Raw genomic sequence first — 22374 nt, 5'->3', positions numbered from 1 at the left:
AGAACCAATCTGAATAATCTGCAACTATACTTTCTTAGCAAACTTTGTGTTTCAAATTCCATTGCTTTTGGCTAAATTCGCGCATCAAACAATTTGTTAAAAAGCTAGATTTCCGTTTATGAATACCTATCAAGAATACATCCAAGAAATTGAAGAACGCAAACTTCAGGGACTTCTTTGACTGAGCATCGATTTGATGTAGAGGTCTTTATTGTCTTATTTTCCCAAGTAATAATGCAGACGCTCTTCTTTGGATGCTTGACTTTCGGCATAGAGTCCAATTAAAAACAGAGGGAATAGCAATAAAATAAGTTTCATTTTTTTAGGGGTACTTTTTTAAGTTTCCTTTTTCCTGCTTTAGATTTTGATCTGAAACGAAAAAAGGGGGTGTTAAACTGTAATTCTCAATCCAAATCCTCCAAATCCTCCAATATCTCCACCACTCTGCCCACTTTATTCTCGTCAGTCATGATTTTGATGCCGTGCGGGTGTACTGGCGCACTGGTGAGAATACTTTTGACAATGCCTTCGGTGATTTCGCCTGAGTGTTTATGGTGCTTTTGAATAAACGCCACCAACATGCCTGGCTTGATGTCTTTTCGTTCTGGTTTTATGAAGCTAATATAAGCGTTTTTGGTAGAACTAGAAACACAAAAACCACCCCTTGAGGTGGTTCTGTAAGTGTATAAGGTCACTTATTTTTTGATGATTTTCTGAACTGAATTTGGTGTTTTCACAAAGTAAATTCCAGCTGGAAAACTAGAAACATCCACTTGATGTGTCTGTTGAGCTGCATAGTTACCCATTTTCGCCCCGGTAATGGAAACAATTTCAATTGGACTAGCAGTTACTAATTCAACCGTTAGCATATCGTTTACTGGATTTGGATAACAACGCATCTCCATTGCTGAAAGCTCATCAATTGCTAAAGGTGTACAATCGTAGAAATAGCGCAATTTGTAATCAAATTGCCACGACGAGGTATTCGCATTCCAACTTTCTGATAAGAAATAATCCAAGTTATCGTTCGCATCGTAGTAATAATTAGTTTGATACGAATTGATTAAGGTTCCAGCCAAAGAATTAAAACTCAATGATAATGAATAGGTAACCTGTGATCCATTGTAAGTGTTTTGGCTCTGACTGGTCTCAAGCCATGAATTGGAAAAATTATCCCAATAAAAATAACTGGATGCAGTTAAGTTATCGTTTGCATTGTAGGTATAAGTATATTTACCATTGTTCATCCAAACCGCTCCATTGCGCTGTTGCACGAGACACAAAAGTTGATTTCCTTGAGCATCGTAAGTATACGTGGACAAATAACTCGTATCAAAAACTAAGTTGGTGCTGTTCCAAATCAAATTAAAAGTAGAATCTATTTCGTTATTGCTTGTATACTTATTGATGAACTTCTGAATATTTCGCCAAACAGGATTTGAAGCGGTCCAACCTTCTCTTAAATTGATGATTTCATTGTTGTTCGCATCGTATGTAGAAGTTGTGCGAGAGCTATCAGTTGGTACTCCATTCGACAAATAAGCTTGCAACTGTAGAATGCGTTTATTGTTTGCATTGTAAGTGTAATTTTGCTGAAAACCGTTTCCAATCCAAGTCGAAGTGAGTGTGTCCCAATAATAATTTCGTTCGGTGAGTACATCTTCATTTGCGTTGTAAGTGAATGCTTGTTTTGAAGCATTTCTCCAGGCATTGTTCACCCACGATTGCACGACATTTTCAGATATCAACCCAGCTGTCGTGTAACTGTAATTATAGCGCATGGTGTTTTTCCATACACCATTTACAGAATCTTTGATTAACTGTTCTGTTTGCCAACCATTGTTATCATAAGTGTAGAGATTTTTAGTAATTACCTGATTGGAAGCATTGTATCTATAAGTACTGTCAACGAGACAGTTGGTTTGTGCAACCACTTCATTTGCAACAAAAAGGCAAACAAGCATGCCCATTATCTTGAATACGTGTTTTTTCATAAGTGTTTTTTAATTTTCATTCAAATTAAAGGCATCTTTCATGAACAATGGAAATGTCTTTACAAACAACAAATCTGACTTTGTAAACAACAAAAAAGAGGACTTCTTGGAGTCCTCTTCAAAAAATAGAATCACACAACTGCAATTCCATCACCTATGAAAAATCACTATTCTTTTATCAGTTTCATCGTTTGCCCTTCTGTTGTGTGAATGAAATAAATTCCTGCTGAAAAAGCTGAAAGATCTAATGCTTTCTCGTTCTCAACTATAGTGGTTATTAGTTCTGTGCCATCTACAGTTGTGACATGAATCTGTGTTGGTTTTGCAACCATAATGGTGCTTGTTCCTTTAGTTGGATTTGGGTACACTTTTATTGTTTCAGTAGAAATTTCATTAATTTCATTCGTACTCGCACAATTGAGACTGAAACTGGTCGATACATCCGATTGACTTGACCAGTTCAAAACACTGTATGCGACATCATCCACTTGAATACAAGAAAGATTCGGGTTATTCATAAAAGCGACATAAGTTATAGCTTGGTTATTGCCGTTTTGAATATTCACACTTTCATATACTCCATGATGAATCGAAACTTCTTGCAAAGCGGTGTTTTGAGTTAAATCTAAATCCAAAATGGAAGAATAAACAGCGCCAAATGAAATCAAATTTGTATTTGCACTCAAATCAATCGTTGTCATTGGATTGGAAGAAACGTCCATGCGCAGTAAATCTGTATTGTTGGAAACATCCAGATTAGTTAGTCCATTATCGCCACAGTACAAATAGCTGAGATTGGTCAACATAGACACATCTAAACTAGTGATTGGATTGGCCGCACAACGCAGATCATTCAATGAGGTGTTTTGACTAACATCAAGTGCAGTAAGGTTGTTTTCGTAACAGGTAAGTGTCACCAAGCCTAAACAAGCAGATACATCTAAGCTGGTCAAATTGTTTGTTCCGCATTGTAAATTAGTCAATGCAGTTTTGCCAGATAAATCAAGTGCAGAAATCTGATTTCCCTCACAAACCAACGCATTTAAACCATCACAATTACTGATATCCAAAGATGTTAACTGATTGCTGCCACAAGCAATTGTAGTATAAAGCGTATTGGATCCAAGGTTCAGTGAAGTCAGCTGATTAGAGGAACAAATTAAGTAGTAAAGTGCTAGATTATTGCTTAGATCTAATTGTGTCAATTGATTGGAATAACAGTTCAACCAAGTTAAATTAGTAAATGCTTCTACCCCTGTTAAATCAGTGATGTTCATGCTAGAACAATCAATTGCACCGGTAAACGAACTTGCTTCGTTGCATTGAATTTCCGCATCACTATTCAGATTAATTTGTGCATTGTTGACCAAATAATTTTTAAAATTAACATCAGGAATAGTAATATTACAGCCTGCCAAATTCACTATCGTAGGAGAAAAGGTATACGGTTGAGATGGAGGGGGTAAAAAAGTGGGGGTGCGCAATGTAATGCTGGCCATGGTTTCTGTACCGGTTAATACATACGTAGCAGCTAATTCATTATTATTTGAAAAACTAGTGAATCCGATTACCGAACCAGCACTTGTGTTTACATTGTATTCACCAGGAATACTTGTGTAAAATTCGATCACATCTCCTGCAGCATATGCAATCGTTCCTTGATTTATACTGTGTGTGATAACATAGGTTGATGCCAAACTTTTTGTTGACAGAAACAAACAGCTTAAAAGTGCTGTAAAAAGTAATTGTTTATTCATCATAGGTAAATTTTCTTTCAAAGCTAAGCCAAGCAGATTGGTGAATATCAATTGCCTTTGTAAACAACATATCTGACTTTGTAAATGGGAAAAAGAGGGCATAAAAAAGGGCGCGATTTGTCGCGCCCTTTTCTTTTCTTTAACTAGTTATTTCCCTAAAATTACTTTTTGGTATTGTTGAATATAATTGGCAAACATCCATTTATCGAGTTTTTTATTGTACTCCATTTCCATTTCGGTGGCACAGAAGTATGCATGATCGGTTTCTTTTACACTCCAAGCATCACCTTTGCTTAAAAATTCAGCAAATTGATCGTGTTGATTTGGAGAAATAACTGCCGAGATACCCGACACTCCATCCAAGTAATAGTATATCAGCAAGCGCCCATCAAAAGGGAGGATGTAAAATTTACCCCCATCGTATTTCACTTCTCCATTTGCAGCTACTGTATGCTTCACAAAAAATTTTTCCTTGTCATAAAACAAGCCGTCGGTGAAGCAATTCTGGACTGTGAAACCGGTTACTTTCCCATTAGTTTTTTCGAATTTAATGTTGATTTTTCCGTAATCAATCTTTCCGAAAGAAGCTCCATCTGTATACAATTTGTACTCCCCATCTGCAAATTCATTCAGCAAACCACTTATTTTTTTTGTTTTTGCTAACTCCAATTGTTGCTCTTGGTACTTCAATAAATAGTCATAATATTTTGGAATTCCTTTCCATTGGGTCATTGGCTTTCCTTGATGGGCATCAGTACTATAAAATTCTTTCATGTCTTCAGCTAGCATAAAAGCTGCCCAATCTCTATAAGGTGAGCCTGTAGCTTTACCTCGATAGAATGAATAAAGTGAAGCTGTAGTTTTAGGTTCCATTCGATGATACAAATTATCATAATTTGAAACAGTTACTCCAATTCGTTGGTGAATCGAGGGATCATTCTCTAAAGATCTTGCATCATCAACTATTCTCACACAAGCAATGTGATTTTCATTCAAAACTATAAAACCAATGTCCCGCATTCCAGACCGATCAGTGTCTTGAGAGTCATATCCTTTCTTTTCATCATTTTTCACTAATAAGCGGTAAAATAAGGGATAGAATTCATTATCTGGTACTAAATAAGCTTCATATTTATCACACTTAAAGTGCCATTTGAAAATTTCGTTTCCTTCAAAATCGGTTTTTCCCGTATTTTCTTTTGTCAGATTCACTTCATATTTATCATAATCATCTGCATAGCTAATCCACTTTCCTTCTTTGATGTATTTGTTGAAATTGTAATTCTGGTTGTAATTGTAGGGTTCGGTTGCCAATAGCAAGAATGTTTGGAACAAGCCAATGAGTGCTAAACTTATCTTTTTCATAGATTTTATTTTAATCAAAAATAAGTGACCCAATATTACAAGGGAATTATGACTTTGTGGACTTCAAAGCTGACTTTGTAAACAACCGTTTACTCCAAATTCAAATACTTTAAAACGGCTTGTTTGCGTTCTCTTGAAACGGGAATGACTTTCCCAGAACGCAATTCTAGATTGGCTCCATCTGATTTGATGTAAGCCGAAACCTCATCCATGTTGACACTAAAGGAGCGTAATGTACCCACACAAAATTTTCAGCGCCTTGCAAGGAGTTTTCAAAATACGTCAAGTTTTTAGCTACCAACTTGTGTTATCCATTGGTTGACCAATCAAGAACATTTCTTCCTGCAAAAGATTTTTGTGGTGACGACACAAAACAAGTGTTATAATTTCCAGTAGAAGTTTACTTCTGAACAAATGTCACCGATTGTGCGAATGATTTTCCTGCTTTATCCTTCCATGAAAATAGAATCTGGCTTTCTGAAGGTGTTGCTATTCCACTCGTGTTTTCGCTATTAGGTCGGAGAAAAATGAGTTCTCTATGCAGTAGACGGAATAATATTTTAGTGTTTTAGTTGCGTTTGGTTCCGATTTCCAAATAGAGTAAACGGAACAGGAAAGCGGGAACTCATCTTTCATGGTGAAATTCAGTGAATGGATTAAGAAGCGTCCGTATTCGTCAGTCTCTTCAATCATTTCTGGATTACTTTCCAGATTTTCTACTTTAAAGGTGTATACCTTCAACTCATCCATTCTCCCAGCAATTTCAGCTTTCAACCAAGTCGAATATTCTGTAATTGTTACTTCACCGTTTTCTTCGGACCAGTAGTATTCGACTAATTTTTCTTTGATGGACGGGTCATTAAAGTCATAAATGAAGTTCGTTCCTAATTTTGTGCCTTTGATCGTATAGCTTTTTCCATCTCGGAATGAAATAGTGTTTTGTCCAAGAACAAAGAGACTAAAAGCGCTGAAAAAAAATAGTGTAAAGTATTTCATGTTTTTTTGATGGTAAAGATGATTGAAGGTGCTAAATTATTCAGATTGGATTTATGAAATGACCTTAATTTGCGGTTGAAAAATGGCTTTTGATTTACGAATAAGAAAAATGGCTTTTTAAAAATTAGATGAAGTATTTGAAAAGAAACTAGTTTCTTGCGATTCTTTAATTTAGAACCAATCTGAATTGTTGTGGCTATACTTTCTTAGCAAACTTTCTGTTTCACATTCCATTGCTTTTGACTAATTATTCGCGCGTCGAACAAATCGAAAAACAACAACTTTCAAAAAGCAAGTCTTCTTTTATGAAAACCTAGCAAGATTATATCCAAGAAATTGAAGAAAGAAAAGCACAAGGTCTTCACCGAAGTCCATTGACAGTGCTGAATTATTAAGCGAAATTGTTGACCAGATCAAAGATACCGGAAAGATGCCCGGCGATCATACCGCATGTTCAAGCTTCGCAATAAAGGGTTTGTATCTTCTGGAAATTGGAAGCGGGTCGGGAAGCTCGTTCAGGTAAATACTCATGCTTGATTTATCGATCACACTGATTTCGGCTACATTTACAATGTAGCATCGGTGAATGCGAATGAAGCGGAAGAGCTTCAGTTTCTCTTCCAATACCTGCAATGTGGAAGTGCAGATCAACCGCTCGCCGTTTTTTAAATACACCAGGCAATAGATATTGCTCGATTGAATGTACCGGATATTCTCCAGATCTACCTGTACCAATTTTCTGCCAACTTTTAAAAACAGCATTTCACTTTGGGGTTTAGAAAAACCAAAAGAAGTAGTTTTCGACCTTACTTTTTTAAAAAAACTTGTGAAAGGCACTAAAAGCCTTGTAGATTGAATTACATTTGCCTTCGTCGAACTCAAATACCGGTTAACCCTATGATGAGAACCCTTCATCTATTCATCTGCTTATTCTTCATGCATGTATGTGCAACAAACTGTTTGGCTGGAAATACGATTCAGAAGGTGGAATGGGCACTGAAAAATCACCTTCAAAAAGATTCTATCCGTTGCGAATTGTTGAAACAGCGCATTGAGATGGAACCGGATGACCGGGTTTGGCCGAAATTCAATGATGAATTGATCTCCATCGTGTCCCGGAAGCTGAAAAGCAAACAACTTTCAAAGAAAGGCCGTTTTTTTTACCAAGAAACGTATTGCATCGCAAAAAATAATCAGGCCTACCTGCTCATGAGCCAGGGTGAAGCTAAAAAGGCTTATCCACTACTGAAAAAAACCATAAAAATTGCCGAAAAGAACCACTTGAACCAGGCTTGTGTGTACTTGTATAGTAGTTTGGCTAATTATTATGAAATAATAGGGGATTATGATGGCTTAATCAATTACGCCAAAAAAGCGCTCGAATTTGCTGAGAAAATCAATGACCCGGAACAGATTTCCACGCTTACGGCCAATCTGAGTTATTCATTAGGTCTGTTCGAACGGAATGAAGAAGCCCGTTATTATCTGTTGAAAAGCATTGCGGTGGCGAAAAAACACAAACGATACGGTGTATTGAGCCACGACTATTATTTGTTAGCCGTAGAAGAATGTGAGCATGGAAATATTTCCAAATCCATTGAATGCGGGCTGTTATCGCTGAAGTATTCAAAAAAAAGTCATTCCCGGGACAATGAACTGGCAGCATACCGGCATTTGGGGACTTTGTACAACAAGTTCGATGAGCTGGATAAAGCGGAAGAGTACTTGAAGAAGTCCTTGTATTTGGCTCGGAAAATGAATGTCAAAGAAGAAATTTCGCATTCGTATATCAACCTTTCGAATGTTTACCTGAAACAAGTGGAACGGGCCAAAACAGCTTCCGAAAAAGCAAAATTGCTGGACCGTATCGAAGCGTATTTGCTGAAAGCACTGGATATCACCAAAAGAAGTCAGCTGAAAGAGGTACACGCCTATGCACTTTACAAATATGCGATGTTTCAACTGCATCAGGCAACCCTGGCAAAAAAATCAACGAATCCGGAAAGTGCTCAAAAGTATCGGGAAGCATCCAAAAAAAACTACCTGGAGTCCCTTGTATTGTCTGAAGAACTGGATGATGAGCAGATGATTTGTGAAACACACAATCAATTGGCTGCCATTTACCTCAACGAAAACAACCTGCAGCAAGCCGTATTCCATGGAACCAAAAGTTATGCTTTACTAGGTTCAATCGAAGACCAGCCGGAAACAGTGATGAGCATCGCAACGACTTTGAAAAAAATATTTCAGGCCCAGAAAAATTTCAAACTGGCTTTTGAAATGGGGCAGTTGGAGCACCGGATGTCCAACAAGGTGTTTAACCTGGAAAATAAAACCAAGGTCGTAAAGGCCGATTTTAAAATTCAGCAGCAGGTGAGAGAGGCACAAATCGATTTGTTGAAACAAAAAAATGAGTTGGTTAGTTTACAATCTGAAAGAAAGAACTTATATCTCGTGGTCTTTGTGGTGGGATTCCTTTTTATCGGATTAGTAGCTCTTTTCCTTTTTATCCGATTCAAACAACGCAAAAAGACTGAACTTCTAGCACAAAAAATGGCGGATGCAGAGCTGATCTTTGAACAAAAGCAACGTGCTTCCGAGAGTGAGATAAAAGCCATAAAAAGTCAGATGAACCCGCATTTTTTCTACAATGCATTGAATTCGATTCAAGGATATGTTCTAACAGGTGAACAGCAAAAGGCGAGTGAATCAATCGGTTTGTTCAGTGAATTGAGCCGCTCTGTTTTGGAAAGCTCGCGCACCAACGAAATTGCATTGTACGACGAACTGGAATTACTCGAATCATACCTGAAACTGGAATGTATGCGCATGCCGAAAATCCGTTATGAGATTGAATACTCGGCGGATTTGCGGTTATATGATTTGTTTTTGCCCCCGATGATTGTTCAGCCCATCGTGGAAAATTCGGTCAAACACGGATTGGCAAACAAAGAAAACGGTGGATTGATCACGCTTCGGTTTGTTTCGGAAGAGAATACCCTGCGGATCGAAATTGAAGACGACGGGATAGGCAGAGAAGCAGCGGGTAAAATCGGTTCCATGAAACCTCGTAAAGGAAGTTCGTTCAGTACGGAAGCAAATATGACCCGAATTGAATTGTTGAATGAAAGTTACGGTCTGGCAATTACGCAGGAAATTCTCGATAAAGAAGACGAGCATGGAAATTCTTTGGGGACTTTGATTATTTTAGTCATTCCTCAGGATACTTATTAACGAAGAGCTTATGAAATATATCATCATTGAAGATGAACCTCAGGCGGTAAATGTGGTTCAAAGTTATGTGAACAAGCATTTTCCGGAATTTACTTGTCTGGCGGATTTTGATAAAATAAGTGATGCGGCGGCATTTTTGAAACAGCATGCGGTTGATTTTGTGTTTTTGGATGTGCAGCTCAACGGCGAATTGGGCATTGATATCGGAAAATACCTGAGCAAAGAAGAATTGAATTTTGAAATCATTTTCACAACTGCCTACAGTGGTTTTGCTTTGGAGGCCTTTTCGTTATGCGCCATTGATTATTTGTTAAAACCACTCAAGGAAGATCGCTTTGTAGAAGCTGTTTCGAGAGTACTGAAAAAAGGGATTGTTACTACGGAGCAATTGGAATTGTTGGAGCAAATGTCCAAAGTGGAAAAAATCGAAAAAATCATCTTACGCAATCACGAAGGTCAATATCCGGTGCTGTTGGAAGATGTGCTATACCTGAAAGCAGACAATGTATATACCGAATTTCATTTGTTGAACCGAAAGCGGATTGTTGTTTCCAAACCCTTGAAAGAATATGATTCCTTGCTTTCACAAGATCATTTCTTCAAAGCACATCGGTCTTACATCATGAATACCTTGCATATTCAACAGATCAATCAATTAGAAGCAACAATGAAGGATAAAACAATTCTGCCTATTTCAAGGGATAAGAAAAAAGATTTGGAGTTGTTCTTGCGATAAATCGTTGTTTTTAGATTATAATTTCTCCATTGGAATAGATGTTTTCCCAAGTTTTTTCAAGAGTTCTTCCATTGCCGAGTAATCTTTCAAGTAGAACAACACACTGTTTGCCCCGGAATAACCATTTGCTTTGTCTATTTTTCCAATATTGGCTCTGCAAATACCACGTCTGAATTCACCAAATGAATAGGTGTCAACTACCCCATCATTTGTTGATATGAAGCGAATTTCCACCATATTTCCCCTATCAGTAACATAATGCTCTTCAAAGTCACCTTTGTCAATAAACTCAATTGGAATACTTCGAATGGTTGTTTTTGGGATTTTAATTTCCATTTGGCTATCAAGGGTGCTGTCAATGGTTACAATCCAAAGTTTTTGATCATTGACAAAAGTAAAATCGGTATAGGTATCATTGTGAAAAGTAATGTCTTCTTTTTTTAGTGTAATTGTTTTTCCTGTTTTATGATCTAAAGTAAAAACGAATGGGTTTACATCTCCCTTATATGGATCAGTTGCTTTACCATACTTCTTGATTTTACTGATCAATTCTGCAGCCATCTCTTTGGTTTCAAAATAAAAGATCACTTTTCCATCAGCATTTTCGTACCGGCTTTCATTGGTCACCATTTCCACTTCTCCCGTTTCTGAATTTCTTTCTTTATAAGCTTTGCAAATGCGACACATATCGTTTGAATTGTATGGTTTACCATCTTCATATACATGATCACCTCCAGGAACCCAAGAGTACAATGTCAACTTGTAGTAAAGCGTTGCATCTCGATCCCATCGCCAAATAATATGTGCATCATCGGAATAAAAGTCGCGGACATCAAAATGTTTTACGTCGATGTCTTTATATCCTGTTACGTTTATATTTGGTGCTACGCCATTGGCATCACACTCTACATTCGTATAACTAAATACAGTTTCAGAACGCCAACCTAATAAATGATATTCATCCTGACGATCATAACTACCTCTGGTTGCAACATTCTGTTGTTTCATAACCACTGGATCACGGAAATTATATCGAATTGCAGAAGCATTACCTTCTTTAAAACTCACACAAGAAAATAGAATGGTTTTATTCGTGTCGTTTTTGATAAACGAGTAAGGTGTAAAAGGATCATATTCCTGACTTTTAACTAAAAAGGGAATCGTAATTAACACAAAAAATGCAAAAGTTTTAGAAGTGTTCATGATTATTTTTTTTGCAAATAGATAACTTATTTCCAACGAATAACAATTAAACCATGGAAAAGTAGGAAATACCTTGTGAGTTGATTTTTTCATGAAGAATGTGGTGTAAAGAGGTGTGTAATCAAGTAGAAATGCAGTTGACAATTTTTATTTGACAGTTCACAAGTAATTTTTGATTGCATGCTTTTTTCCGAGTATTCTTGTTTTATAAACAATACAAGAATTATGAAAAAAACAGTTTATCTTATTTTAATAGCTTTTACATCTTTATCAAGTGTTGCTTTTTCTCAAGAACAGAAAACAGCTACAACAACCAATAAAAGCACTCAGAAAGTCACCTTTCAAATCAAAAACGATACAAAGGATACACATGATTTGAATTTTGCAGGAGGTGAATACAAATACATTGGAAGTTCTTCAGATCCATATGAAATTACCGCAACTGAAGGAAAAGTTTACATGTATAGTAAATTGTTGTTTACGCTTGATGCAAGTATGCAAGGCAAAACATTGTTGATGAGCGAATTGATTGCCGTAAGAGATAGCAAAGCACCTGAATTTAAATAGTTTTTTAATCCTTAAATTTAATACACATGAAAAAAGTAGTTTACGCAATGGCATTGATCATTGCAACAGGAACAGCAATGAGTTTTACAATGTCTTCTAATGAAGCGAGTTCAAAAACGGTAAAATCAACAGGAGACGATATCAAAATTGAATTCCAAAACACAACAAGTGAGGATATTTATTTGGTATTTGATAAAAATTCTGGTTACCCAGGAACAGGTCGAATTGGTGGTAAAATGATCACATCTTACAAGTTCAATTCTGGTGCTGTTGTTAAGTACAAAGAAGGAGGTAAAGTTATAATGACAGTATCTGCTTCTGATAACAACACACGAGTGAAATTGTAAATTCATCTGTTTTTATAGTATACTGAGATTCAGAGAAACATAGAACTAACAGTAAATAAAGATAAAACGGCTATCAATTGATTTTGATAGCCGTTTTTTGTGCTCTTAAAAATCAATGAAGTCGTTACAATTTTAAACCTAGTTAGTCATACGATGATAGTCGATTTTTAATGGTTTAAAATGAACGTTGAAGCAATTAAATGTTGAAAGAGTATTCTTGCTTCGGTTGTAAAAAAGGAGTTGATTTGAAGCTTACTATTTTAGTTTTGGCAAACAATTAAAAAGCCCATTTATCTGCTGACAAATGGGCTTTTACCTACCACTATTTATTGAAAGTTTAGCGACGTGTTTTTGTGGTTAAAACGTCTTATTGTTTTGTGATTTTCTTTGTTACAACAGAACCGTTGATTGTTGTTTTCAAAAAGTAAGTGCGAGCTGCCAAAGTTTGAACATCAATGCTGTTATTACCAGTTGACAAAGTTCCATTCATAACTTCACGATTGTCTGCGCTGTAAATGCTGTACGCACTTTCGTTTTCAGCTGTTAACTCAACTTGCATAAAGTCAGCTGTTGGATTTGGATATACGTTAACCAAGTTAGCTGTCTGCTCATTTATTGAAGCTGTTCCTACTGGTGTTGGGTTTTGAGGTAAAGTATACAATGTTGTTACTTCTGCAGCAGACAATGCGCGATCATAGATGAAGATATCGTCAATGAAACCAGAGAAATTAAGATAATCACTGTATGATCCAGAATTCACCTCAATTTGTTTTGATTTTCCTAAAACCAAGTCATTGATTTGATCAACTCCTGTGTTTGGATCATTTGCAGTTACTGCAACCATTGAGGTAGCTAAAGTCATTGAAGCAGTCAGTGTACCATTGATGTACATTTTTGCATCTGTACCTTGAATTGTAACAGCAATATGTGACCATTCTGCAACATCAATTGCTTGAGGATATCCAAAATATTCATAAGTTGTTGAATTTGGACCTCCTATTCCTTGATGACATTCCATCCATACGCCAAATTGATTAGTAAGCGTTGAAGGTTCTAAATACAACAAATAATTCCCCACTTTTCCAATATTACTTGATCCATTGAAAAGATAAAGAGCGCGTGAAAAAATTGCTGGGTAATAATCATTAATATTTAAAGGATGTACCCAAAGAGAAAAACTAATATTTGCTGAATTTTGAACATTAGGAATTCTTGCGCCTGAAGAGCTTTCATAACAACTGTTTGGAGCATTGAATCTGTCTGAGAAATATCCAGGTGCTGTTGGGCTCGTCATGTCAATGTTGTTTGACGATGCATCCTCGATATTTGCATTGAATGGATAATAACCAATAAGTCCATTTGTTGGATACTGTGCAAATGTTGAACTAACACTTGTCAAAACAATTGCACTCAATAAGTAAAGTTTTCTTTTCATAGATTTTATTTTATGAAGCAAAGAAATAGGCTCTTTTTACCAACTCCAATTTTACCTTGTGAAGCAGTAACCAAAACTTGTGAATGGTGTTTTTATCAAAAAAAAACGGCTGACCCAAATCAATGGAGTCAGCCGTTTTCATAGAAATCAAAATTATTGTTTTGAAATTTTCTTAGTTACCACTGTTCCATTGATAGTTGTTCTTAAGAAATATGTTCCAGCAGCCAAATCTTGAATATTAATGGTGTTTTGACTAGCATTCAATTCGCCAGATAATACCTCGCGATTGTCAGAACTGTAAAGACTATAAGTTAAATTCGTTGCATCTTTTACTTCGATATTCAAAATTCCAGATGTAGGATTTGGATAAGTTGAAATTAAATTATTTGAATCATTCTCTTCTATTCCAACATTTGTAGCAAGTGAATTGCTGTTCATTACGGTAGTAATTTCTGTTGTAGTTAAATATCTATTGTAAATTAAAAACTCATCAATATTAAAACGACCATAATCACTTTGACCAGGTGATTGACCGATTCTGAGAGTTGCATTTGGATGATTGACGATGTTAAAAACAGCTGATGGGTTTGTTCCTATGCCTACTCCGTCAAGGAATACACTTGTGTTTCCTGCAGTATGCGCTAAGGTGATGTGATGCCAATTACTGTTATAAGCATAGTTCAAAGATGCATCAATAAATGTTCCTGTATTTATAGTCCCAATAACGAGTGAATTATTGTCAAAAGACATGTAAATCCCATCCATATCAACACCTGTTGAATTTGGCCCACCGTTTCCTGGTGTAGCACTACCTATATAGTTGAAAATACTTGCAGTAGAGTTTTCATTTAACTTCAACCAAAAACAAATGGTAAAATCAGTATTACCTGTAGGAAAATTTGAGATATTGTCATTGGTCATTAATACGTTGTCACCGCTCACTTTTGAGTAAACTTGATGACTCGAACCGTTGTAGATTTCACTTGTGTAATTGGATAGTACGCCTGCGGCAAAATCATGCTCTGCTGGACCAATTTCTGCGTCCAATGTATTGTTGAAACTGTAGTATTCAACCAAACCATTGGTTGGATACTGTGCAAAACTGTTTGTTAAGCTCATAGACGCAAGCGCCGCGATAAAGTAAAGTTTTCTTTTCATAGATTTTAATTTTATGAATCAAAGTAATAGGCTCTTTTTGCCAACTCCAATTTTACCTTGTGAAGCAGTAGCCAAAACTTGTGAATGGTAATTTTATCATAAAAAAAGGCTGACCATGCATCGATGAATCAGCCTTTTCTATAGATATTACTTATTCTTATTGTTTGATCAATCGTTGAATAGCGTTTCCTTTTTCTGTTCGAATGAGGATCATGTAAACACCGTTTTCAAGGTTTTCAATTGAAAGCGCATCACCTGATTGTACGTTAGGTGTTGTTGCAATCAATTTTCCATTGATGTCCATTAAGTCGATCGATATTGTTGACGTTCCTTCGAAAGTTACGTTCACTTTGTCGTGAGCTGGGTTAGGATATACTTGAATGGTTGAGTTTGATAATTCGTTTAAACCAATCACGTTTAATGTAAGATTCAATGTTGCAATAGAATCACAACCAGTTGCGTTTACTAAAGTTTGAGTGTATGATCCTGATGACGTATAAACTGTTCCATTGGTCCAAGTGTAGGAAGCAGCAGTTGTGTCAATTACTGTTGTTGAATAGGTGACTGATTCATCTGTAACAGTCATTGTGATTCCAGCAGTTGTAATCGATGAATTTCCTGTAATGCAAGCATAATTGGAAGTAATGATTGCTGTAAAAACATCTCCGTTATTTATACCGAAAGCAGTGTAAGTTGCCAAGCCTAATGGCATTGTCACATTTGCACCATTTTGCTGCCATTGGAAAGTAAACGGTCCGTTTCCAACAGGATTTGCTGTTAAAACAACATTGGTTCCGTTGCAAATCACGTTGTCTGCATCAGCGGAAGTGATGTACCCTGAAATGGACGTATAAGGAATGATTGAAACAGTAATTCCTGGGGATAGAACAACGGAAGAGCCATTGATACATTGTGCGTTTGAAGTTAATTCACACGTGATTACATCATTGTTTGCAAGTGTTGTCGTTGTATAAGTTATAGCTGTTTCTCCAACTAATTGAATACCATTTTTAAACCATTTGAATATTGGAGAAGAACCTTCGTTAGTTACCTGAGCAGTAAACGTTACACTTGTTCCACCTTCACAAATGATATTATCTTGATCATCAGAATATATCAATACACTAGGAGCAACCATTGAAGAAACCGCAGTTGTAATTCCTGTTGTTGCAACCAATGCAGAACCACTTAAACAAGAATAATTAGATTCCATTTCAATGTAAATCTCATCGTTGTTTACCAAAGAATTGGTGGTATAAGTTGTTGTTGTTTGCCCTGGAATTACATTTCCGTTTTTATACCAAATATAAGTTGGAGCCGAACCTGAAGCAGTTGGAGTTATTGTGAAAGTAACACTTGTTCCCGAACAAATAAAATTGTCTGCATCCGATGATGTTAAAGTTGCATTTGCAGTTAATACAGGATTTACAACCGTTGTAATACTTGATGAGGTAACCACTGATGAACCGAAAACGCAAGGTGAGTTGGAAGTTAATTCACAACTAATGACATCATTGTTTACTAATGATGAAGTAGTAAATGTTGCTGCAGTTTCTCCAGCAATTTCAACAGAATTTTTAAACCATTTATAAGTTGGCGCTGATCCTCCATTGGTTGGAGTTGCTGTAAATGTAACGCTAGTACCTTCACAAATGATATTGTCTAAATCAGATGAAGTAACTGAAATACCTGCTGGTGAAGGCGTTAATACAGTTGTTGTAATTGAATTTGAAGTCACTGTGCCAGCACAATTGGTGGCATTGGAAACGTATGTACAAGAAATGACATCGTTATTTGACAATGAACTCGTCATAAAAGTAGAACCAGACGAACCAGCAATTGGATTTCCATTCAAATTCCACGTATAAGTTGGTGTTACACCTCCGTTAACACCTGTTGCGGTAAATATTACGGTGCTACCTGGGCAAATTGTATTATCGGCATCTGAAGACGTAATTGAAACACTTGTAGTAGGGTTAACCGTAATTGAAAATGTTTTTGGATTTCCTTGACTAACTGGAGTATATGTAATTGCTACCGATCCGTTACCTGAATTGTTTACTGAAGTTATAACACTATTTGTCACACCTCCTACATAGTTTGAGCCGTTTCCGCCAGCACCGACATTTCCTATGTTGGGGTAACCAGCACCGCCACCGCCACCGTAGTAACCGCCACCGCCACCGCCGCCATAAGAAGAAGTACCACCAATTCCTAATAATCCAGGGTTTCCTCCTCCATAATTACTGCTGCCTGCCGCACCACCTGCGCTTTGCGTTCCATTTCCACCATCTTCATTAATATTGATTTTATTTTGTCCGCCTGTTCCTCCTGCTACGATAACTCTGTTTGAAAGTGCATTTCCTCCAACACGAACGTCCGAAGCTCCACCACCAAAATTCATTCCAGAGGCTCCACCGTTATATCCAATTGGAGCTATCCAACCAGCTCCTCCAGTATATATTCTTAATAATTGTCCTGGAGTAACAGCTAAATCACCTTTCACAACAGAAATAGGGGATTGTGTATTTCCAGCTCCTTGACCACCTCTGGCTTCTATGTTGACAGAATATACATTTTCTGGAACTGTCCAAACTTGCTCGGTACCTGGAATGTTAAATATTTCTGTGACAGGTGTTCCTGCAATTTTAGGTGTTACAGTAATGTTCGCTATTAATGGACTTCCTGTTGTGTTCGTTGAAGGGAATAACGGTATTGAACCTGTTCCACTTGAACCTAATCCAATTGATGGATTGTCATTGGTCCAAGTATAAAAAACTTGAGGACATGAACTTGAAAAAGTAGCAGAAGTTGAAGCTCCACTACACACTTGTGTGTTTAATGGTGTATTCATTGGAATATGCTTAAATAAAACACGTTCGCTTTCACATCCATTCGCATTGACTGTTGCTGCATAATATGTTGAACCACAAGTTAGAATGGTTGAACTTGCTAATGCGGTTCCTCCAATTGCGACATCATACCATTTTACAGTACTACTTGGAGCAGGAGTTAAATCTGCTACAGTATTCAAAACGTTTGGTTGATTACTTGGTAATATAGGTGGTGTTGAAGGTACTACTGAACCACTTGTAACAGGCGAACCCGCCAAGAAGTTTGAGTTTGAACCTACTAATGTTACTCCACTAAAAAAGCAAGTATTATTTGATGTATTGACAGAATTAATTAAACCAGTTATTGAAGAATTATTAGCCCCAGCAGTTCCTTGATTGAATTGGTAATAAGCAACTAAGCCCACTTCATTACCAGCTAATTCACAAAATCTTCTTCTAGCAATATTTGCTTCTGATTGAGCTGTGTTCCAAATTCTTACTTCATCAATTCCGCCATTAAAAGGTTCGGGAAAGGATGCGTTTGTTGATCCGATTTTAAAGTTGTTTGCATTAGGAACCGCATGAGAATTTACTGTTGGAACATTGGATCCAACTAATGCGCCGTTTATGTAGATCCTTTTTGTGCTTCCATCATAAGTAGCAGCTACGTGATACCAAACACCAGCGGTAAAAGTGTAATTAACTGATAAATCATTGACTCCGCCGCCCCACCAATAATTCGTTATTCCGGTATTCGTTACTTTCAGGGCGTTACACTGATTCGCAACACCATAGTTCCCCCAACCGATGATTCCATTGTTTGAAAGATATGTTGGATTTATCCAAGCTTCTATGGTGTAGCTTGAATTTCCAATTGGAATGTTAACTGGAGCTGTATTATAAGCATAATCATTTCCTCCATCAAATTTAAAATATTCTCCTGGTTGAGCAAATGTGATACATGCTGAAAAAATGCCAAGACATAAAAGTGCTATCCTTTTTCCAAAGGTAAGGGCTTCATTTTTCCGATTCAAATGTAAAATCGAAATAAGTTTAAGTTGTGTGATTGTATTTATCATAAATCATTAATTCATTGGTTATTATCTTAAATCAAGATCAAAGAAAGGGTGTTGTTACTAACCTAACCGAATAAACCTTGTGAACAGAAGTTGATTCCTTGATAAGCGTTAAATAACTAGTGTGAATGAAATGTGGCGGTACTGAAAACAAAAAAGGATGGTCTGTAAAACCATCCTTTTAAGCGTTTAGAAGTTGTTATAAATTCTAATTCCAAATTTGTATGTTTCAGTTTACTGTTTGATTAAGCGTTCAATAATGTTGCCTTCTGAAGATTTAACTAACATGAGGTAAACACCTTTTTCTAAGTGCTCAATCGAAATAACATCACCTGATTGAATGCCCGTATTTGTGGCAACCAATTTTCCATTGATGTCTATGAAGTCGATGGATACTGTTGATGTTCCTTCGAAAGTTATGTTCACTTTGTCGTTCACTGGATTAGGGAAAACAGTCAGCTGAATACTGTTATTTTCTTCAATTCCTTGTGTACATGCTGTTTCTGGTGAAATAACAAATGTTCCAGTTGCATTTACAGTTCCACATCCACCAGTTAGAGGAATGGAATAATTGAAAGTTCCAATAGAAGTTGGTGTACCGTTAATAGTAAGTGTATTTGCATTCCATGATGCACTCACTCCAGCAGGCAAGCCTGTTACTGCACCAATTCCTGTAGCGCCACCAGTTGTTCTTACGATTGGTGTCATAGCATTGTTAACACAATTGACAACTGCTGCTGGTTCAGCAGAAACCGTGTTTTGAGTAATGATAGTAATGGTTCCTGTTGCATTTACACTTCCACAAGATCCAGAAATTGGAATGGTATAATTGTAAGTTCCTGAAATAGTAGATGAACCACTGATTGTAATAGTATTCCCTGCGTTACTTGCAGTAATGCCTGCAGGCAAACCAGTTGCTGCTCCAACACTTCCTGTACCTGTAATGGTATGAGTTATAGGTGTGATTGTAGATCCTGTACAAACAGTTGGTGTAGCTGAAGCTGCACTTACAGAAACACTAGCTGCATTGATTATCATTGTTCCTGTCAATACTTCTGTTGTACAAGGATTGGATGTGTAAATCGTGTAATTAAAGGTTCCGCTTTGTGTTGGTGTTCCAGAAAACTCAATACCACCATTTGATAAGGGAGGATTAAATGGAAGAACAACTGCTGTAATACCTTGAGGTAAATTTATAATGGAGTCAATATTCCCTCCTCCAAATGGTTGTGTAACAGTTGTAATTGGTGTATTCACACAAACAGGAGTGAAAGTTGGTGCAGGACCAGCAAAAATAAAATCAGAATTGATTTCAATCATACCAGAAATCTGATCTGTTCCACAAGGACTTGAAGCTTCCATAATGATTAAAGTAGCTCCAGGAGCAGTAGCCGTTCCAAAAATATAGATGGTATCATTTACATAAGAGAAATTAATCCCTGCTGGTAAAGGAAATGTTGCACTTTCACTGATAGAACTTACCAATTGATTCGTTGCAATTTTAATGGTGTCAATTGGCAATCCAACACAAACTGCTGGTGGGTTCGTCATTGTGTTACTTGGAATTAATTCAGAAGCATCAACTGTGATTAAAGTTCCGAAAATGGTGTCAGGCTTGCACAGACCATTTACTGGAATCGTGTAATTATAGACACCTGGAAAAGAAGTATTTGTTCCGTTGATTGTTACCGAGTTTCCACTCAAAGTTGCAGACATACCACCAGTAAACCCAGTTGGAGTTCCAATACTTGTCGCATTCGCAACTGTAATTCCAATAGGAATAAATGAACTTAAAGCACATTGGTAATTGGTAGCTGGATCTGTAACAACAACATCCGGTCGAACAGTTATTGTACCTGTCATGATTTCACTCGCACAATTTCCTGTAACTGGTATAGAATAATTAAATACACCTGCAGTTGTTGGAGTTCCGGAAAATGTAATCACATTGCTTGAAAAGGCAACTGAAATACCTGGAGGCAAACCTGTTGGTGAACCAATTGCAGAGGCATTAAAAGTTGTTCTTGTGAATGGCGTTAATGGAACGTCAATACAACTTGCAACAGAAGCAGCAGCTGAAGAAACGAGTACATTCTGATTGACAATAATAATTCCAGTTGCGACAGCTGCTTGACATGCACTTAATGTAACGGAATAATTAAATGTCCCAGAAGTTGTTGGTGTTCCAGAAATAGACAATTGACCACCCACAACTGCTGCTGTAACACCTCCAGGAAGTCCTGTAGAAGAAATCACTTTTGTGAAAGAAGTTCCTCCTGTAATAGCATGTGTAATTGGAGTGAGTGCTGTATTGATACACAAAGTAGGCGATGAGGATGCAGTTCCAATAGAAAATCCGTCACAATATTGCATAACCGCTGCTTTTTCTCTTGCTTGTCCTCTAAAAAAAGTGAATCCACCACCTGCAGCAATTCTTCCATCAGCCAATAAACAAGTTGTTAAAACGGTATTATTCGCGGAAGGATTTGCAAAAGTTGAATTGTAGGTCAAATCAGCGTTCAAGACAGCAAATCGTATTCCGGGGTAAGTCGGAAAAAGATCAAATTGACCACCAATTGCAATAGAACCATTGCTAAGTATCGACATAGTACGAACTGTTGAATTAAAATTGTTAAACGTTCCTTCTTGAACTCCATTTGGATTTAAACGAATAAAGCGATTGGCCAATAATACGTCGTAACTGGTGAAATCACCACATAACAAAATTTTATTATCACTTTGAACTTCAATGTCAAGGACAAAATTATTTGCTCCATTTCCTAAGAAAGTAGCGTCAGAAGTTCCATCAGCATTTAAGCGAGTGATTCTGTTTTTAGCAACTCCATTGATTGTTGTAAAGTTCCCTCCAACTAAAATTTTATTATCCGATTGAACTTTTACTTTTCGAACGGTAGCGTTTGTTGCGCCTGAAAAAGTAAAGGTATTATCAACAGATCCGTTTGTTAATAAACGAGCAACTCCGTTTCGAACATTTGCTGCAGCTAATGTTGAAAAATCTCCTCCTAAGATTATTTTGCCATCCGATTGCGTATCAACAGACCAAACTGCACCATTCGGAGGGTTTAAAACCAGTGCGTCTCGAAAAGCGATATCAATTTGTCCATTTAGCGAGTTTATTCTTGCTAAATTGGGACATCCAACTCCATAATACGAAGGAAATGCACCAGATACCAGAATAGTTCCTGTACTTTCAAGTTTCAAATCCATTACTGTTGCGCCACCCGAAAAGTTTTGTGCACCTGGTACATACCCGGAAAGTAACCAATTGGGGTCAATTGTGCCATCTGGTCTTAGTTTCACTATTCCTTGACAATTTGTGCCGTTGTAACTGGTAAAATCGCCCCCAAAAACAACACCGTTGTCTGGTAAAGCCAAGCTGGTATAAACACTTCCATTAAATCCAGATCCTATTACGAACTCATTATCGTTCCAGCCATTTTGACCAAAGCTCAGAACCGCAGAAAAGAGCATCATGGCCATGACAATCAATTGTTTCATGTAATTTATTTTTTTCATAATTTTTAGTATTTCGATCAAATGTAGAGTGATTGAAAAGGCCTGGAAAATATACCTTGTAAAGCGTGATAATTACCTTGTGTGTGTTATTTCAAAAGCTTTAATTCTAATTTTTCGCTCTTGGGAGCTAATTAT

General features: G+C 36.9%; 17 protein-coding genes. 4 read left to right on the top strand and 13 right to left on the bottom strand.

Annotated elements, in window-relative coordinates:
* Nucleotides 1-404 precede the first annotated feature (404 nt).
* The 7 genes from FLUTA_RS21140 to FLUTA_RS04970 all read right to left on the bottom strand — a co-directional run bounded on the left by FLUTA_RS21140 (nt 405) and on the right by FLUTA_RS04970 (nt 6874).
* The gene (locus tag FLUTA_RS21140; RefSeq protein WP_013685770.1) at nt 405-695 is read right to left on the bottom strand and encodes a YwbE family protein; all 291 of its coding nucleotides are present in this window, start codon (nt 693-695) and stop codon (nt 405-407) included.
* On the bottom strand, nt 696-1994 hold the full coding sequence (locus FLUTA_RS04990) for a T9SS type A sorting domain-containing protein (RefSeq protein WP_013685769.1): 1299 nt from the start codon (nt 1992-1994) through the stop codon (nt 696-698).
* A gap of 167 nt (nt 1995-2161) precedes the next feature.
* Complete coding sequence (locus FLUTA_RS20550; protein WP_013685768.1) at nt 2162-3754, bottom strand: T9SS type A sorting domain-containing protein; 1593 nt, start codon at nt 3752-3754, stop codon at nt 2162-2164.
* 144 nt (nt 3755-3898) lie between these two features.
* On the bottom strand, nt 3899-5116 hold the full coding sequence (locus FLUTA_RS04980) for a hypothetical protein (RefSeq protein ID WP_013685767.1): 1218 nt from the start codon (nt 5114-5116) through the stop codon (nt 3899-3901).
* 89 nt (nt 5117-5205) lie between these two features.
* Nucleotides 5206-5358 carry a hypothetical protein gene (locus tag FLUTA_RS21540; protein ID WP_169312058.1) on the bottom strand — a complete coding sequence of 51 codons (153 nt, stop codon included), beginning with the start codon at nt 5356-5358 and terminating at the stop codon, nt 5206-5208.
* Between the two features lie 247 nt (nt 5359-5605).
* A complete protein-coding gene (locus FLUTA_RS04975) occupies nt 5606-6112 on the bottom strand; it encodes a hypothetical protein (protein ID WP_013685766.1) in 507 nt (168 codons plus the stop codon).
* A gap of 441 nt (nt 6113-6553) precedes the next feature.
* Nucleotides 6554-6874 carry a LytR/AlgR family response regulator transcription factor gene (locus tag FLUTA_RS04970; RefSeq protein ID WP_043023645.1) on the bottom strand — a complete coding sequence of 107 codons (321 nt, stop codon included), beginning with the start codon at nt 6872-6874 and terminating at the stop codon, nt 6554-6556.
* A gap of 135 nt (nt 6875-7009) precedes the next feature.
* Between FLUTA_RS04970 and FLUTA_RS04965 the strand changes: the two genes are divergently transcribed.
* Together FLUTA_RS04965 and FLUTA_RS04960 are read left to right on the top strand one after the other, a co-directional pair.
* The gene (locus FLUTA_RS04965) at nt 7010-9346 is read left to right on the top strand and encodes a tetratricopeptide repeat-containing sensor histidine kinase (protein WP_043023644.1); all 2337 of its coding nucleotides are present in this window, start codon (nt 7010-7012) and stop codon (nt 9344-9346) included.
* A 10-nt stretch (nt 9347-9356) separates the two neighbouring features.
* Complete coding sequence (locus tag FLUTA_RS04960) at nt 9357-10082, top strand: LytR/AlgR family response regulator transcription factor (RefSeq protein ID WP_013685764.1); 726 nt, start codon at nt 9357-9359, stop codon at nt 10080-10082.
* A gap of 15 nt (nt 10083-10097) precedes the next feature.
* On the opposite strand, the gene FLUTA_RS04955 is transcribed toward FLUTA_RS04960, so the two are convergent.
* Entirely contained in the window at nt 10098-11285 is a 1188-nt protein-coding gene (locus tag FLUTA_RS04955; protein ID WP_013685763.1) for a hypothetical protein, read from the bottom strand.
* A gap of 225 nt (nt 11286-11510) precedes the next feature.
* On the opposite strand from FLUTA_RS04955, the gene FLUTA_RS04950 reads away from it, so the two are divergent.
* A complete protein-coding gene (locus FLUTA_RS04950; RefSeq protein WP_013685762.1) occupies nt 11511-11852 on the top strand; it encodes a hypothetical protein in 342 nt (113 codons plus the stop codon).
* 26 nt (nt 11853-11878) lie between these two features.
* Nucleotides 11879-12199: a hypothetical protein gene (locus FLUTA_RS04945; protein WP_013685761.1), complete on the top strand. Its 321-nt coding sequence runs from the start codon at nt 11879-11881 to the stop codon at nt 12197-12199.
* Nucleotides 12200-12566: 367 nt separating this feature from the next.
* Here FLUTA_RS04945 and FLUTA_RS04940 read toward each other — a convergent pair whose 3' ends face one another.
* From FLUTA_RS04940 to FLUTA_RS04925, 5 genes are all read right to left on the bottom strand, one after another.
* The gene (locus tag FLUTA_RS04940; RefSeq protein WP_013685760.1) at nt 12567-13634 is read right to left on the bottom strand and encodes a LamG-like jellyroll fold domain-containing protein; all 1068 of its coding nucleotides are present in this window, start codon (nt 13632-13634) and stop codon (nt 12567-12569) included.
* A 10-nt stretch (nt 13635-13644) separates the two neighbouring features.
* On the bottom strand, nt 13645-13776 hold the full coding sequence (locus FLUTA_RS21920) for a hypothetical protein (RefSeq protein WP_013685759.1): 132 nt from the start codon (nt 13774-13776) through the stop codon (nt 13645-13647).
* A gap of 11 nt (nt 13777-13787) precedes the next feature.
* Nucleotides 13788-14792, bottom strand: a complete 1005-nt coding sequence (locus tag FLUTA_RS04935; RefSeq protein ID WP_013685758.1) for a LamG-like jellyroll fold domain-containing protein — start codon at nt 14790-14792, stop codon at nt 13788-13790.
* A gap of 157 nt (nt 14793-14949) precedes the next feature.
* A complete protein-coding gene (locus FLUTA_RS20545) occupies nt 14950-18705 on the bottom strand; it encodes a LamG-like jellyroll fold domain-containing protein (RefSeq protein ID WP_013685757.1) in 3756 nt (1251 codons plus the stop codon).
* Between the two features lie 231 nt (nt 18706-18936).
* Nucleotides 18937-22239, bottom strand: coding sequence for a T9SS type A sorting domain-containing protein (locus FLUTA_RS04925; RefSeq protein WP_043023641.1), 3303 nt, complete (start codon nt 22237-22239; stop codon nt 18937-18939).
* Nucleotides 22240-22374: the final 135 nt, after the last annotated feature.

Source organism: Fluviicola taffensis DSM 16823 (assembly GCF_000194605.1).
GTDB classification, from domain to species: Bacteria; Bacteroidota; Bacteroidia; order Flavobacteriales_D; family Crocinitomicaceae; genus Fluviicola; species Fluviicola taffensis.
Note: the sequence above shows the minus strand (reverse complement) of the source record. Positions and strands in the feature narration are given on the sequence as shown.

Bases quoted from the DNA above. Each gene is read 5' to 3' on its own strand.
- FLUTA_RS04940 (WP_013685760.1), bottom strand. From the start codon at position 13,634: ATGAAAAGAAAACTTTACTTATTGAGTGCAATTGTTTTGACAAGTGTT.
- FLUTA_RS04975 (WP_013685766.1), bottom strand. From the start codon at position 6,112: ATGAAATACTTTACACTATTTTTTTTCAGCGCTTTTAGTCTCTTTGTT.
- FLUTA_RS04990 (WP_013685769.1), bottom strand. From the start codon at position 1,994: ATGAAAAAACACGTATTCAAGATAATGGGCATGCTTGTTTGCCTTTTT.
- FLUTA_RS04965 (WP_043023644.1), top strand. From the start codon at position 7,010: ATGATGAGAACCCTTCATCTATTCATCTGCTTATTCTTCATGCATGTA.
- FLUTA_RS04980 (WP_013685767.1), bottom strand. From the start codon at position 5,116: ATGAAAAAGATAAGTTTAGCACTCATTGGCTTGTTCCAAACATTCTTG.
- FLUTA_RS04935 (WP_013685758.1), bottom strand. From the start codon at position 14,792: ATGAAAAGAAAACTTTACTTTATCGCGGCGCTTGCGTCTATGAGCTTA.
- FLUTA_RS20545 (WP_013685757.1), bottom strand. From the start codon at position 18,705: ATGATAAATACAATCACACAACTTAAACTTATTTCGATTTTACATTTG.
- FLUTA_RS21920 (WP_013685759.1), bottom strand. From the start codon at position 13,776: ATGAAAACGGCTGACTCCATTGATTTGGGTCAGCCGTTTTTTTTTGAT.
- FLUTA_RS04970 (WP_043023645.1), bottom strand. From the start codon at position 6,874: ATGCTGTTTTTAAAAGTTGGCAGAAAATTGGTACAGGTAGATCTGGAG.
- FLUTA_RS04925 (WP_043023641.1), bottom strand. From the start codon at position 22,239: ATGAAAAAAATAAATTACATGAAACAATTGATTGTCATGGCCATGATG.
- FLUTA_RS04950 (WP_013685762.1), top strand. From the start codon at position 11,511: ATGAAAAAAACAGTTTATCTTATTTTAATAGCTTTTACATCTTTATCA.
- FLUTA_RS04960 (WP_013685764.1), top strand. From the start codon at position 9,357: ATGAAATATATCATCATTGAAGATGAACCTCAGGCGGTAAATGTGGTT.
- FLUTA_RS04945 (WP_013685761.1), top strand. From the start codon at position 11,879: ATGAAAAAAGTAGTTTACGCAATGGCATTGATCATTGCAACAGGAACA.
- FLUTA_RS20550 (WP_013685768.1), bottom strand. From the start codon at position 3,754: ATGATGAATAAACAATTACTTTTTACAGCACTTTTAAGCTGTTTGTTT.
- FLUTA_RS04955 (WP_013685763.1), bottom strand. From the start codon at position 11,285: ATGAACACTTCTAAAACTTTTGCATTTTTTGTGTTAATTACGATTCCC.